Consider the following 14,234-nt stretch of genomic DNA (forward strand, 5'->3'; position numbering starts at 1 on the left):
CCTTAGTTCAGACGAAATAAGGGAATACAGAGGAACTCTTAAAGAACCGGGAAAAAACAGCCCATACAGAGACAGAAGTGTTGAAGAGAACCTTGAGCTTTTTGAAAACATGAAAAATGGTGTATATAAAGATGGTGAAAAAGTTTTAAGAGCCAAAATTGACATGGCAAGTCCTAATATTAATATGAGAGATCCTATTATTTACAGAGTTGCACATATGACACATCATAATACAGGAGATAAGTGGTGCATTTATCCTATGTACGATTTTGCGCATCCTATTGAGGATGCCATAGAAGGAGTAACACATTCTATATGTACATTGGAATTTGAAGATCACAGACCTTTATATGACTGGGTTGTAAATGAACTTGAGTATCCTAACCCCCCAAGACAGATTGAATTTGCAAAACTTTATCTTACAAACGTGGTTACAGGAAAGAGATATATTAAGAAATTAGTTGAAGACGGAATTGTTGACGGTTGGGATGATCCGAGACTGGTTTCCATTGCAGCTCTTAGAAGAAGAGGTTTTACTCCTGAATCAATTAAGATGTTTGTTGAATTGTGCGGTATTTCAAAGAGCCAGAGCTCTGTGGATTACGCTATGCTTGAATATTGTATCAGAGAAGATCTTAAGGCTAAAAAACCACGTATTATGGCTGTTTTAGATCCTGTAAAGGTTATTATTGATAATTATCCTGAAGGACAGGTTGAATGGCTTGACGTGGATAACAACGTTGAATGTCCTGAACTTGGTAGCAGAAAAGTACCTTTTAGCAGGGAATTATATATTGAAAGAGAAGATTTTATGGAGGAACCTCCTAAGAAATATTTCAGATTATTCCCAGGCAATGAAGTAAGACTTATGAATGCCTACTTTGTTAAATGTGTGGACTATAAAAAAGACGAAAATGGAAATATAACTGAAATTCATTGCACATATGATCCTGAAACTAAAAGCGGAAGCGGTTTTACAGGAAGAAAGGTTAAAGGAACCATTCACTGGGTTTCTGCACCACATGCTGTGAAGGCAGAAGTAAGACTTTATGAGAATATTGTAGATGAAGAGAAAGGAAAGTTAAATGAGGATGGAACCCTTAACTTAAATCCTAATTCTCTTACAGTTCTTAAGGAATGTTACATTGAGCCAAACATTTCAGATGTTAAGCCAGAGGATAAATTCCAGTTTGTGAGACAGGGTTATTTCTGTGCAGACATTAAGGATTATACAAAAGAACATCCGGTATTTAACAGAATTGTTTCATTAAAGAGTTCTTTTAAACTTCCAAAATAATAAATACGGTAAACAAAAAGGTTGCATCAATTGTGATACAACCTTTTTGTTTACTATAAATTATTAATCATAATTCTTACAAATCCTTTAACTCATCTGTAAGAAATTCATCGTCATCGCCCTCATCATCAATAGTAACATCATCTTCAGTTTCAGCATTTTCTGCCTCATCTGTAGTAACATCCAAGTCCGGTGTATTGTCAGAAGAAGTATTTATATCTTCATCCTCAAAAATATCTTCATCTTCGTCTTCACCGTTAAATATTTTACCAACAGTTTCATTCACCTTATCCTTAGCATTAGATGCAACAGTTGAAACCTTATCCTTCATCATATTGATATTGTCTTCACCAACTTTTTCAACAATTATGTCTTTAGCATCATTAGCTTTTTCTTTGGCGAAATCCGTTGCATTGTTAATTTTATCCTTTATATTATCAATGTTTTCCTCGCCGATTTTATCAGTAACTGTATTTTTTAATTTATCAGCAGCATCAATAACCATGTCAGCAGTATCATCTGCTACCTTCTTAACTTTCTTTTTATTAATGGTTATTGTAACTTTTGTGTTTCCGTCGGAATCATCATTTTTGTTAAATTCAAAGGCTTTTGTATCATCGAAATCGTCGAAATCATCTGCCTTTGTTTCACGTGTGTCTTTGCGTTTCTTTACATAAAGTGCACTTCCTGCTGCGGCTCCAACAACTGCTGCGGTTCCGAATAGCTTTTTTAAAAATCCCATATATAAAATCCTCCGATACATTTATTTTTATGCAATAGCATAATTATTATCATTTATTATAATACTATTTTAGCCGAAATAAAAGCAGTAATACATTAAAAAACATTACTTGAATAAAAAAAACAAAAATGTTAGTCTATAAAAAGTGATTTTAAAAAGAATGATAAAGAGGATTAATATGAATAATAGAAAAATAGTTTTTTTCGATATTGACGGAACAATATATAGATTTGATACAGGGATGCCAAAGGATACTTATGAGGCAATTAAACTTTTAAAGGCCAAGGGACATATTCCGGTTATATGTACCGGACGAACAAGGTGTATGATTTATAAAGAACATATGGCTCCGGGATTTCGGGATATTGTAGCCGGTGCCGGAACATATGTGGAAATTGGTGGTAAGGAGCTATATTGCAATACCATTAATAATAATGAGGCAAGAAGAGTAATAGATGGCTTTGTAAGAAATGGCTTTGTTCCGGTGGCTGAAGGAAGAGACAACATTTATATTGGAAGGGATATCAGTGATTTAACTGAAACCACAAAGCATGTATATAATGTTTACAGAGAAAGTATGGGGGATTTTATATTAAGTACAGATGAAAGTGAAATAAATGTATCTAAGGTAAGTGCATTATTTACTAATCACAGTAATCCTGAGGGAATGATAAAGGAATTTGAAAATGATTACACCATTATATCTCATCAGCATAGTTTATTGGAGTTAGTTCCAAAGGGATATAATAAAGCTGTGGGAATTGAAAAATTAATTAAAGCATTAAACATTCCATGGGAAAACACATATGCTTTCGGTGACAGTTTAAATGACATTGACATGCTAAAATATGTTAAGTATGGCTGTGCCATGGGAAATAGTGATGATGCCATAAAGGAAGCTACAAAGTATCATACTTCTGACTTTGATAAGGGTGGAATATATGAGGCATTAAAAAAATTTGAATTAATATAAAGGATGTAATATGAGAATACTGAAGGATAAAAATAATATAATAATAAAGGAAATTAGTGATTTTGATTTACAGCAGACCTTAGAATGTGGACAATGCTTCAGATTTTATAAACAGGATGAACAGGATTATGTTGTAGTAGCCTATGGCAGGCTTTTACATATAATGGAAAAGGATAACAACCTTGTTTTTCTTAATAAAACAATTAAGGAAGTTGAAAATATATGGATACCATACTTTGATTTAAACAGAGATTATGAAAAAATTAAGGAGTTTCTTCTGAAAAGTGATGAAACCTTAGAGCCTGCGATAAAAGAAAAAAACGGCGTAAGGATTCTTAATCAGGAGTTTGTGGAAACATTAATATCCTTTATAATTTCCCAAAATAAGCAGATTCCCCATATAAAACATATTGTGAAAACAATCAGTGAGAATTTTGGTGACTATTTAGGGGAGGTAAATGGAGAAAAATACTATTCCTTTCCTAATATGAAACAGTTAAGCAATATTACCGAGGCAGATTTCAGGGAAATGAAAACAGGTTTTAGGGCACCTTATTTGTCAGACGCAGTTAAGAAGCTTTCTACAGGCATCATAAACGAAAAAGAAATTAGAATGTTAAAGGAGGAAGATGCCAGAAAGAAACTAATGGAAATAAAGGGAGTTGGTGAAAAAGTTGCTAACTGCGTAATGCTTTTTTCGTTGGGATACAGGCAGGCATTTCCTATTGATGTGTGGATAAAAAGAATTATGGAGACTTTATATTTTAACGGAAAAGATACCTCAAAGGAGATAATAGGAAAATGTGCTAAGGAATTATATGGAGAATATGGTGGCTACGCACAACAATATCTGTTTTGTTTTGGAAGAGATAATAAAGTTGGAAAAAACAAAAATGAATAGAATATTTATTTTGTTAATAAATTGTAAAAATATAACATTAGGTATTGCATTAATCAAAAAAAGTGTTACTATTATTGTTAGTTGATTAGCACTCATATATGTGGAGTGCTAACAAGAAATGTTATTATGGAGGTTAAAAAATGAAATTAATACCATTAGCAGATAGAGTAGTTTTAAAGCAGTCTACTCCGGAAGAAAAAACAAAATCAGGAATTATATTGACAAGTACATCTCAGGAGAAGCCACAGCAGGCAGAAGTTATTGCTGTAGGTCCCGGTGGAGTTGTAGACGGTAAAGAAGTTGTTATGAATGTTAAGCCTGGAGATATGGTTATCTTTTCAAAGTATGCAGGCAATGAAGTTAAATTAGATGATGAAGAATATATAATTGTAAAACAGTCAGATATTCTTGCAATCGTTGAATAATTTTGGAGGTAATTAATATGGCAAAGGAAATAAAATATGGCGCTGAAGCCAGAACTGCTCTTGAAGCAGGTGTAAACCAGTTAGCAAATACAGTAAAGGTTACATTAGGACCAAAAGGAAGAAACGTTGTTCTTGATAAATCTTTTGGCGCACCACTTATTACAAATGATGGCGTAACAATTGCAAAGGAAATAGAACTTGACGATTCATTTGAAAACATGGGAGCACAGCTTGTAAAGGAAGTTGCTACTAAAACAAACGATGTAGCAGGTGACGGTACAACAACAGCTACAGTTTTAGCTCAGGCAATGATTAATGCCGGAATGAAGAACTTAGCTGCCGGTGCTAATCCTATTATTTTAAGAAAAGGAATGAAGAAAGCAACAGATGTAGCAGTTGATGCTATTGCTGATATGAGCAGTGTTGTAACAGGAAAGGAACAGATTGCAAAGGTTGCAGCTATTTCTGCCGGTGATGAGGAAGTTGGTAACATGGTAGCAGATGCCATGGAAAAGGTTTCTAACGATGGCGTTATTACAATAGAAGAGTCAAAAACAATGAAAACTGAATTAGACCTTGTTGAAGGTATGCAGTTTGACAGAGGATATATTTCAGCATATATGGCTACAGATATGGATAAGATGGAAGCTACACTGGATGATCCATATATCCTTATTACAGATAAGAAAATCTCTAACATTCAGGAAATCCTTCCTGTCTTAGAGCAGATTGTTCAGTCAGGAGCTAAACTTCTTATTATTGCAGAAGATGTTGAAGGTGAAGCCCTTACAACACTTATTGTAAATAAGCTTCGTGGAACATTTAACGTAGTTGCAGTTAAGGCACCTGGATATGGTGACAGAAGAAAAGAAATGCTTAAGGATATAGCAATTCTTACCGGTGGTCAGGTTATTTCAGAAGAATTAGGTTTATCTCTTGCAGATACAAAGATTGAAGATTTAGGTAGAGCAAAATCTGTTAAGGTTGCAAAAGAAAATACCATAATCGTTGATGGCCTTGGTAATTCAGATGAAATTGCAGCAAGAGTTGCCCAGATTAAAACCCAGATAGAAGAAACCACATCAGAATTTGATAAAGAGAAACTGCAGGAAAGACTTGCTAAGCTAGCAGGTGGTGTTGCAGTTATCAGAGTTGGTGCTGCTACAGAACCTGAAATGCAGGAAAACAAACTTAGAATGGAAGATGCATTAAATGCTACAAGAGCTGCCGTAGAAGAAGGTATTATAGCAGGTGGTGGTTCAGCATACATTCACGCATCAAAGAAGGTTGCTGAGTTAGTTAATACATTAGAAGGTGATGAGAAGACAGGTGCTTCTATTATTCTTAAGGCATTAGAGGCTCCACTTTTCACTATTGCCCAGAATGCAGGACTTGAAGGCTCAGTTATTGTTAATAAGGTAAGAGAATCAGAACCTGGAACAGGATTTGATGCATTAAATGGCGAGTATGTTCAGATGGTAGACAGAGGAATTCTTGATCCGGCTAAGGTTACAAGAAGTGCTCTTCAGAATGCAACAAGTGTGGCAAGTACATTACTTACAACAGAATCAGTTGTTGCAAATATTAAAGAAGATACACCGGCTATGCCTGCCGGAAACCCTGGAATGGGAATGATGTAATTAATAATTGCTACTTATGTAGCAGATAAAAAAAGCCTATGGGATAACATGATATGTTTCCCGTAGGCCTTTTTTGATGTAAAAATGATAAAAATACACCATTTTTTACTTAGGTATTAATTTTTTAAAAAGTGCCTAAAATAGGACATAAAAACAATTTTATTATTGGAATGACAAAGCATATATGATACAATTTATTTATATTAAATTAAAGGAGCGAAAATATAATGAAAGGTATTAAAAGAAGTATTTTATCATTAATGCTGGTACTTGCGTTAGTAGTATCAGGTGTGTCGGTTATGCCTGTAAAGGCTTTAGAGCTTAATGCTAATCCGATTACAAATTTAAAATTTGTGGAAAACAGCAATGGTTCATGTACAATAACATGGGACAAACTAAGTGGAGGTTCTTATAATATTTATAAGGCAAAAAGCCGATATGCAAAGTACAGTAAAGTTGCCACTGTTTCAGATTCTGCATATACAGACACTGATTACAATGGCGAATATTATAAAGTATCATATGTTTCAGATAAGGAATATGAACTTTCAACCCCTATTTCATATGAAATACAGACTTTTGGTTTAAACACTAATATTTTTGAACCTACAGACAGTACATCAGAAATACAGTCATGCATTAATAATATTTATAAGAAAACAGAAGCAGGACAATTTATTTCAGACAGAAATGCATTAATGTTTGCACCGGGAAATTACAGTAAAGATATTAATGTGGAAGTTGGATTTTACACGCAGGTTGCAGGACTTGGCATTTCACCGGAAAACACTGTAATTGGTAATATAAACTGTAAGGCTGAATGGATGAAAGGTAAAAAATATGACGGTTCAGTAAATTATAATGCCCTTTGCAATTTCTGGCGTTCAGTAGAAAATCTTACTACAACAGCGAACAGCACCATGTGGGCTGTTTCTCAGGCTACTTCTATGAGAAGAATGAATATTAAAGGTAATCTTGATTTGCATCATCAGGGTGGTTATGCCAGTGGTGGTTTTCTTGCAGACACAAAAGTTGCAGGAAGAAAATACACATATAAAGACCAGAAAACAGGTAAGCAGATTGATACGGAAGCAGGAATATCAGCAGGTTCACAGCAACAGTGGATTTCTAGAAATACCGAAATGAACAGATGGGATGGAAGCGTTTGGAATTACGTTTTTGTAGGATGTAGCGTTGCATCATTATACGATAAAACAAACATCAGCAATGGCCCAAACGGTGAGTGGCCGTATTTATCTTACACCAAGGTTTCAGAAACTCCTGAGTGTCAGGAAAAGCCGTTTTTAATGAAAAATGATGATGGAAAATATGGTGTATATGTACCGGCAGTTAGAAAAAACTCTACAGGTGTTTCATGGGCAAATGAAAACGAAGGCGAATTCATAGACCTTGACCGTTTTTATGTTGCTAAGCCATCAGATAGTGCAACAAAAATTAACGACGAATTAAAAACAGGCAAAAACCTTATACTTACTCCCGGAATATATAATCTTTCCCAGGCAATTAATATAACTAATGAAAACACTATTGTTCTAGGATTGGGATATGCAACATTGGAACCTGTAAATGGAAATCAGTGTATGACTGTTTCAAATGTAGGAGGAGTAAAAATAGCCGGCGTATTATTTGATGCAGGAGTAAAGAAATCATCTGCACTTTTAACAGTTGGAACATCTGGAGATAAAACATCTCATAAGGATAACCCTATTTTGTTAAGTGATACCTTTTACAGAGTAGGTGGAGCAGATTCAAATCCGGGAAAGGTTACAACATGTGTTATAATTAACAGCAGCGACGTAATAGGCGACAATTTCTGGGTTTGGAGAGCAGATCATGGAGCAGGTGTAGGCTGGAATAAAAACACAGCTGATACCGGTGTAATAATAAATGGTGACAATGTTACAACTTACGGACTTATGGTAGAACACTTCCAAAAATATCAGACAATATGGAATGGTAACGGTGGTAAGTGTTATATGTATCAAAGTGAGTTGCCTTATGACATAACATCCCAGAATGTATGGAATGCAAAGGGCTCATATGGATATACTGATTATAAGGTTTCTTCAAATGTAAAAACTCATGAAGCCTATGGAATTGGCATTTATTCATGTTATCAGGCGGCTACATGTTTCTTGAAGTCTGCCGTGGAATGCCCTGATACACCGGGTGTTAAATTTACTAATGTATGTACATATAGTTTAAGTGGAAACGGTGGTATAGATTATGCCATAAATAAAAGCGGATATGGAGTATATACTTCAAGCGAAATGTGTAAGATTATGTCATATTCTAACGGCAAGGCCGTATGTGATAAGACAGGTACAAAAGCTAAAAAGAGTATATGGTCAACATCAATTAATGTAGCCACAAATTCTCTGACATACAGCGGAAAAGCCATAAAACGTAAGGTAACGGTTAAGTATAAAGGAATCACATTACGTAAAGGAACAGATTATACTGTTACATACAAAAACAATAAAGATATTGGAACATCAAAAATAATTATAAATGGTATCGGAAACTTTAGGGAAAGCGACTACGTTACATTTAAAATAGTTCCTGGAAAAACAAAAATTACAAAGAAAAAAGCAACAAAGAAGAAAGTAAATATTCAGTTTGCAAAGGTAAAAGGAGCTAAAGGATATCAGGTTGTATATTCTACAAATAAAAAGTTTAAAGGCAAAACTGTAAAAAACATTAAGAAAACAAAACTTACATTTAAGAGAAAGAATAACAGCACCTATTATGTTAAAGTAAGAGCTTTGAAAAAAGTTGGTAGAAAAACATATTATGGAAGTTACTGTAAAACAGTAAAAATTAAATAAGATTATTAAAGAGGCACATGATATTGATTATTGTGTGCTTCTTTTTATTTTACAGGAAATTGAAAGAGAAAGGGAGCATATATGTGTACAAAATAAAGTTTAAGGAGCAAGTTTTATGAAAAGATGTCCATGTTGTGGTTACTTAACTCTTGATGATACCGATGAAGTAATTACAGATATTTGTGATGTTTGCTTTTGGCAATATGATGAAGTGGTTCAAAATATGCCCGATGAAATTATTGGAGCAAATCAGGTGTCATTGAATACTGCTAAGAAGAATTACAAGCTATTTGGAGCTATTAAAGAACGTTTTATAAATATAGTTCGTCAACCATATGAGGATGAGGTATAAACTATAAAAATTATAAATTGAGCCTGACAAAAAAAGAACCAATGAATGGTTGTCAGCACTCAGGCTCCAATTGCCATCATCTACAACCAAATATGGCTCCGAAAATAAGATAACAAATGAATATCAAAATGTCAAACCAAAGCTTCAAAATCCATTTCGATTTTCTGGCATTCTTTTTTCATATGTGGTAAAATAGGCTGAAATGTTTTGAGGATATTAATATGTTGCTTAATGAATTAAAAGGAATAGGTCAGAAAACTGAAAATTTGTTTGAAAAAGTAGGTGTATCCAGTGTTGAAGACTTACTGGAGTATTATCCCAGATATTACGATGTTTATGAAGAACCTGTAATTGTCCGTAAATTAGATTGTGACAGGACTCAGGCGGTTAAAGCAACAGTTGTAAGGGATGTTGCAGTGAAAAAAGTCCGTAATTTGCAAATTGTTACAGCTTATCTTAGAGATAGTGAAGGCTACGGAATTAAAGCTATCTGGTTTAATTCACCATATTTAAGAAGTAAATTAAAAAATGGTGACGTGTATATTTTTAGGGGATTTGTAAGAGAATCTAAAGGTAGTTTTGAAATAGAGCAGCCAAAAATCTTTACAATAAAAGAATACACTTCAAAAATGGGAAAAATGCAGCCGGTTTATCCTCTTACTCACGGTCTGACAAATACTTTAGTTCAAAAATCTGTTACACAGGCACTTAATATTATTGACATAAATGAAAATCTTCCTGTGTCGGTTAAAGAGAAATATTCTTTAGAAGATAGAAGGGTGGCTATTAAAAATATTCATTTTCCAAAAAACATGAAAGAACTTTCTACAGCAAGAAAAAGACTGGTATTTGACGAATTTTTTGAATTTATTAATACTCTTAGAAATTTAAAAGATAACAATAAAAATGAAAAAAATGAATATATTTTAGAAGAACCTGATGAGGTTGAAAATTTAATAAAAAATCTTCCCTATAATCTTACATCTGCACAACTTCGCACATGGGAGGAAATAAAAAAAGATATCTCATCTCCTAAAGTTATGAACAGGTTAATTCAGGGAGATGTTGGATCCGGTAAAACGATAGTTGCTTTTTTAGCATTAATAACTGCTGCATTGAACGGATATCAGGGGGCACTTATGGCACCTACGGAAGTTCTTGCAAGACAGCATTTTGAACAGCTAAAAGAAACATTAGAAAAAAATAATATTGATTTGTGTCCTGTTATACTTGTAGGCTCCATGACGGTTAAAGAAAAAAGGATGGTTTATCAGGATATTGAAAGTGGCACGGCAGACGTTATAATAGGAACCCATGCTCTTATCCAAGATAAAGTTAAATATAAAAACCTAGCCCTTGTAGTTACTGATGAGCAGCATAGATTTGGAGTAAGACAACGTGAAGCAATTTCCGGGAAAGGAAGCAGACCTCATACAATAGTTATGAGTGCAACACCTATTCCAAGAACCCTTGCCATTATAATGTATGGCGACCTTGATATTTCAATAATTGATGAATTGCCTGCTGGAAGGCGACCTATAGCCAACTGTGTTGTCGGCAAAGATTACAGATATAACGCCTATAATTTTATTGAAAAGCAAGTTGCACAGGGACGTCAGGTTTACATTATATGTCCTACGGTAGAATACAGCGAAGCTGTAGAAGGTGAAAATGTTATTGAATATGCCGATAAGCTTAAGCAGATATTTCCACCGGCAATTAATGTATCTTTTTTGCATGGAAGAATGAAACCTGCTGAAAAAAATGATATAATGGAGAAGTTCTCAAAAAATGAAATACAGGTTTTAGTTTCAACCACTGTTGTGGAGGTTGGTGTTAATGTTCCTAATGCCACGGTTATGATGGTTGAAAATGCAGAACGTTTTGGATTAGCCCAGCTGCATCAGCTTAGGGGCCGTGTAGGAAGAGGAAAGTTTCAATCCTACTGTATTTTTATAAATGGCAGCGAAAAGAAGGAAGCAAAAGACCGCCTTGAAATATTAAATAAATCTAACGACGGATTTTTTATTGCAAATGAAGATTTGAAGTTAAGGGGGCCGGGTGATTTTTTCGGTGTCAGACAAAGTGGTGATTTTGAATTTAAAATCGGCGATATTATGAATGATGCTGATACTTTAAAAAAAGCTGCTGATGCAATTAATTTAATTGAATCCGGCGAATTGTATGTATCAGATGAGGAAATGGAAATGATGAATACATCAAAAATTTCATCAATTAATATATAAATTTGAGAGGAGTATAGTACATTAGTTATGGATATAGTAGTTTTATGTGGAGGAAACAGTACAGAAAGAGAAGTTTCAATAAGCTCAGGATATAATGTTTGTCAGGCACTTCGTGAAAAAAATCACAATGCTATTTTGATGGATGTTTTCTTTGGAATGGATAATTGTGATATTTTTGAAACCTCAAAAAACACATATGATGTTACAAAAGAAAAAGATTACATAAAAAGCCTTTCTACAAAAGTTAAAGAAACTGAAGGAAAAAGAAAAAGCTTCTTTGGAAATAATGTAATTGAAATATGTAAAAAAGCTGACATTGTATTTCTTGCCTTACATGGAAAAAACGGTGAAGACGGAAAATGTCAGGCAGCCTTTGATTTATATGGAATTAAATACACCGGTTCAGGACATTTAGCCAGTGCCATGGGAATGGATAAAGCAGTTACAAAACAGATTTTTATGTCAAAAGGTGTTCCAACAGCTAAAAGTGTCTGGGTGAAAAAAGGTGAAGATACAGACCTCAACCGCTTAAATATGTCACTTCCTCTTGTAGTTAAAGCATGCAACGGTGGCTCAAGTGTTGGTGTGGTTTTAGTAAAAGACGAAAAAGATTACCAAAATGCCGTGGAAGAATGTTTCAAATATGATAACGAAATATTAATTGAAGATTTTATAGAAGGACGGGAATTTTCCATTGGAGTTTTAAATGGAAAGGCATTACCTATTGTGGAAATTATACCAAGAGAAGGATGGTATGACTATGAAAACAAATATAAAGATGGTGCCACAACTCATGTTTGTCCTGCTAATTTAAGCGATGAACTTACAGAGAAAATGCAGCAGGTAGCTGTTGATGCCTGTGATGCAATTGGTTGTTCGCTATGTTCAAGAGCAGACGTTATGATGGATAAAGCCGGAAATATGTTTTGCTTAGAAGTAAATACATTACCGGGTATGACTTCCACAAGTCTTATTCCTGATGAGGCAAGGGCAATAGGTGTGGATTATCCGTCTCTTTGTAATAAAATAGTAGAATTGTCGTTAAACAAATATAAATAATGTTGATTGGAGCAAATAAATGAGTTTAAAAAATATGACACTGGAAAACATTGCTAAAGCCTGCAATGGAATATACATAGGAGATGAAAGTTTTAAACAAACTGAAATTACAGGTGTTGAAAAAGACAGCCGTTTAATAGAAGAAGGATATTTGTATCTTCCTTTTGTGGGGGCAAAGGTTGACGGACATGACTTTATTCCACAGGTATTTGAAAAAGGTGCATTATGCACTTTATCTGAAAAAAAATTGGATATCAACAAGCCATACATACTGGTTAAATCTGTTGCTGATGCCCTAAAGGCAATTGCTGAATTTTACAGAGAACAGCTTTCATGTAAAATCATAGGAATTACAGGTAGTGTAGGAAAAACCAGCACTAAAGAAATCATTGCTTCCGTTTTAAGTGAAAAATATCAGGTTTTAAAAACTGAGGGCAACTATAACAATGAAATCGGAATGCCACTTACCATGTTAAAAATACGTGATAATCATCAGATAGCCGTTATAGAAATGGGAATCAGTGACTTTGGTGAAATGCACCGTCTTGCTAATATTTCAAAGCCGGATGTATGCGTAATTACTAATATTGGAACATGCCATTTGGAAAATTTAGGAGACAGAGATGGTGTATTCAGAGCTAAAACAGAAATGTTTGAACACGCACAAAAAGATTGTTTTGTAGTTTTAAATGGTGATGATGACAAATTAATTAATGTAAAAGAAGTAAACGGACATGAACCAATGTTTTTCGGCATAAATACAAAGCAGAATGTGGGAATTGTTTCTCACACATCAAAAGGCGTTATGGGAACAGAAGTAGAAATCAGATACTTTGATAAAACCTTTACAACACTGATTCCAATTCCGGGATTTCACATGATTTATAATGCCTTAGCAGCTACCTGCATAGGTGTTCATTTTGGAATGAGTTTTTCAGAAATAGATTCCGGCATTAGAAAGCTTAAGGCAATAAACGGCCGAAATAACATCTTTAACGTAAACAATATAACAGTAATAGATGACTGTTACAATGCCAATCCCATGTCAATGAAAGCATCTCTTAATGTTTTATCAGAAGCAGATGGCAGAAAGGTAGCTATCTTAGGTAATATGTATGAGTTAGGAGACAATGAAGCAGAACTTCATAGACAGGTAGGAGAAGAAGCTGCCCGATTAAAAATAGATGAAGTTATATGTATTGGTGATTTGGCACAAAACATAGCTGATGCTGCAAAAAGCGGATGCAACATGGTTTATCATTTTAATAATAAACAGGACTTTGAGTCAAATATCAGTGAGTATATCAAACCCGGAGATACAGTTTTAATTAAAGCTTCAAACGGAATGAAATTTACTACAATAGTTAATCTTATAAAAGAGACTTTTTAAATTATTATATTTTGAAAAAAATGTCAGATTAACAACAACTTACCAGTTTATTAATCTCTTTTCTTCACATAATACTAGTGTAACAAAAATTCAATTGAAGGTTGGTTACAATTTTTAAATATCTGATTGTGAAAATGGAGGTAATTGAAATGAGTAATTCAAACAATGTAAATGTTCCAGAAGCAAAGAGTGCAATGAACAGATTTAAAATGGAATGTGCATCAGAAGTAGGTGTACAGCTTACAGACGGTTACAACGGAAACTTAACATCTGCACAGGCAGGTTCTGTTGGTGGACAGATGGTTAAGAAGATGATTGAAGCTCAGGAAAAACAGATGAGTGGTAAATAATCATTTTCTA

At 34.1% G+C, this 14,234-nt stretch carries 12 protein-coding genes; 11 read left to right on the top strand and 1 reads right to left on the bottom strand.

The window, feature by feature from the left end; translation table 11 throughout:
• A partial coding sequence (glnS, locus tag Q5O30_RS06685) for a glutamine--tRNA ligase (protein WP_302674630.1) occupies nt 1–1,297 on the top strand: 1,297 nt, incomplete at its 5' end.
• 76 nt (nt 1,298–1,373) lie between these two features.
• Here glnS and Q5O30_RS06690 read toward each other — a convergent pair.
• Nucleotides 1,374–2,039 carry a hypothetical protein gene (locus Q5O30_RS06690; RefSeq protein ID WP_021952978.1) on the bottom strand — a complete coding sequence of 222 codons (666 nt, stop codon included), beginning with the start codon at nt 2,037–2,039 and terminating at the stop codon, nt 1,374–1,376.
• A 178-nt stretch (nt 2,040–2,217) separates the two neighbouring features.
• On the opposite strand from Q5O30_RS06690, the gene Q5O30_RS06695 reads away from it, so the two are divergent.
• From Q5O30_RS06695 to Q5O30_RS06740, 10 genes are all read left to right on the top strand, one after another.
• Nucleotides 2,218–3,012 (top strand): Cof-type HAD-IIB family hydrolase, encoded by a 795-nt coding sequence (locus Q5O30_RS06695; protein ID WP_021952979.1) that lies wholly within the window; start codon nt 2,218–2,220, stop codon nt 3,010–3,012.
• 10 nt (nt 3,013–3,022) lie between these two features.
• A complete protein-coding gene (locus tag Q5O30_RS06700; protein WP_021952980.1) occupies nt 3,023–3,913 on the top strand; it encodes a DNA-3-methyladenine glycosylase in 891 nt (296 codons plus the stop codon).
• Between the two features lie 140 nt (nt 3,914–4,053).
• Nucleotides 4,054–4,338: a co-chaperone GroES gene (gene groES / locus Q5O30_RS06705; protein ID WP_021952981.1), complete on the top strand. Its 285-nt coding sequence runs from the start codon at nt 4,054–4,056 to the stop codon at nt 4,336–4,338.
• A gap of 17 nt (nt 4,339–4,355) precedes the next feature.
• A complete protein-coding gene (gene groL / locus Q5O30_RS06710) occupies nt 4,356–5,978 on the top strand; it encodes a chaperonin GroEL (protein WP_021952982.1) in 1,623 nt (540 codons plus the stop codon).
• Nucleotides 5,979–6,205: 227 nt separating this feature from the next.
• Complete coding sequence (locus Q5O30_RS06715; RefSeq protein WP_021952983.1) at nt 6,206–8,827, top strand: hypothetical protein; 2,622 nt, start codon at nt 6,206–6,208, stop codon at nt 8,825–8,827.
• Nucleotides 8,828–8,942: 115 nt separating this feature from the next.
• Nucleotides 8,943–9,179: a CPCC family cysteine-rich protein gene (locus Q5O30_RS06720; RefSeq protein ID WP_021952984.1), complete on the top strand. Its 237-nt coding sequence runs from the start codon at nt 8,943–8,945 to the stop codon at nt 9,177–9,179.
• Nucleotides 9,180–9,400: 221 nt separating this feature from the next.
• The gene (gene recG, locus Q5O30_RS06725) at nt 9,401–11,425 is read left to right on the top strand and encodes an ATP-dependent DNA helicase RecG (protein WP_021952985.1); all 2,025 of its coding nucleotides are present in this window, start codon (nt 9,401–9,403) and stop codon (nt 11,423–11,425) included.
• Between the two features lie 27 nt (nt 11,426–11,452).
• Nucleotides 11,453–12,484, top strand: a complete 1,032-nt coding sequence (locus Q5O30_RS06730; RefSeq protein WP_021952986.1) for a D-alanine--D-alanine ligase — start codon at nt 11,453–11,455, stop codon at nt 12,482–12,484.
• Between the two features lie 19 nt (nt 12,485–12,503).
• The gene (gene murF, locus Q5O30_RS06735; RefSeq protein ID WP_021952987.1) at nt 12,504–13,874 is read left to right on the top strand and encodes a UDP-N-acetylmuramoyl-tripeptide--D-alanyl-D-alanine ligase; all 1,371 of its coding nucleotides are present in this window, start codon (nt 12,504–12,506) and stop codon (nt 13,872–13,874) included.
• A 149-nt stretch (nt 13,875–14,023) separates the two neighbouring features.
• Nucleotides 14,024–14,224: an alpha/beta-type small acid-soluble spore protein gene (locus Q5O30_RS06740; RefSeq protein WP_021952988.1), complete on the top strand. Its 201-nt coding sequence runs from the start codon at nt 14,024–14,026 to the stop codon at nt 14,222–14,224.
• Nucleotides 14,225–14,234 lie beyond the last annotated feature (10 nt).

It is taken from the genome of Eubacterium sp. CAG:161 (assembly GCF_000432355.1).
Taxonomy (GTDB): Bacteria; Bacillota; Clostridia; order Lachnospirales; family Lachnospiraceae; genus Eubacterium_G; species Eubacterium_G segne.

What these genes read in the sequence shown, in the direction of transcription:
- groL (WP_021952982.1), top strand. Translation starts at nt 4,356, where the DNA reads ATGGCAAAGGAAATAAAATATGGCGCTGAAGCCAGAACTGCTCTTGAA.
- Q5O30_RS06730 (WP_021952986.1), top strand. Translation starts at nt 11,453, where the DNA reads ATGGATATAGTAGTTTTATGTGGAGGAAACAGTACAGAAAGAGAAGTT.
- Q5O30_RS06700 (WP_021952980.1), top strand. Translation starts at nt 3,023, where the DNA reads ATGAGAATACTGAAGGATAAAAATAATATAATAATAAAGGAAATTAGT.
- murF (WP_021952987.1), top strand. Translation starts at nt 12,504, where the DNA reads ATGAGTTTAAAAAATATGACACTGGAAAACATTGCTAAAGCCTGCAAT.
- Q5O30_RS06715 (WP_021952983.1), top strand. Translation starts at nt 6,206, where the DNA reads ATGAAAGGTATTAAAAGAAGTATTTTATCATTAATGCTGGTACTTGCG.
- Q5O30_RS06695 (WP_021952979.1), top strand. Translation starts at nt 2,218, where the DNA reads ATGAATAATAGAAAAATAGTTTTTTTCGATATTGACGGAACAATATAT.
- groES (WP_021952981.1), top strand. Translation starts at nt 4,054, where the DNA reads ATGAAATTAATACCATTAGCAGATAGAGTAGTTTTAAAGCAGTCTACT.
- recG (WP_021952985.1), top strand. Translation starts at nt 9,401, where the DNA reads ATGTTGCTTAATGAATTAAAAGGAATAGGTCAGAAAACTGAAAATTTG.
- Q5O30_RS06720 (WP_021952984.1), top strand. Translation starts at nt 8,943, where the DNA reads ATGAAAAGATGTCCATGTTGTGGTTACTTAACTCTTGATGATACCGAT.
- Q5O30_RS06740 (WP_021952988.1), top strand. Translation starts at nt 14,024, where the DNA reads ATGAGTAATTCAAACAATGTAAATGTTCCAGAAGCAAAGAGTGCAATG.
- Q5O30_RS06690 (WP_021952978.1), bottom strand. Translation starts at nt 2,039, where the DNA reads ATGGGATTTTTAAAAAAGCTATTCGGAACCGCAGCAGTTGTTGGAGCC.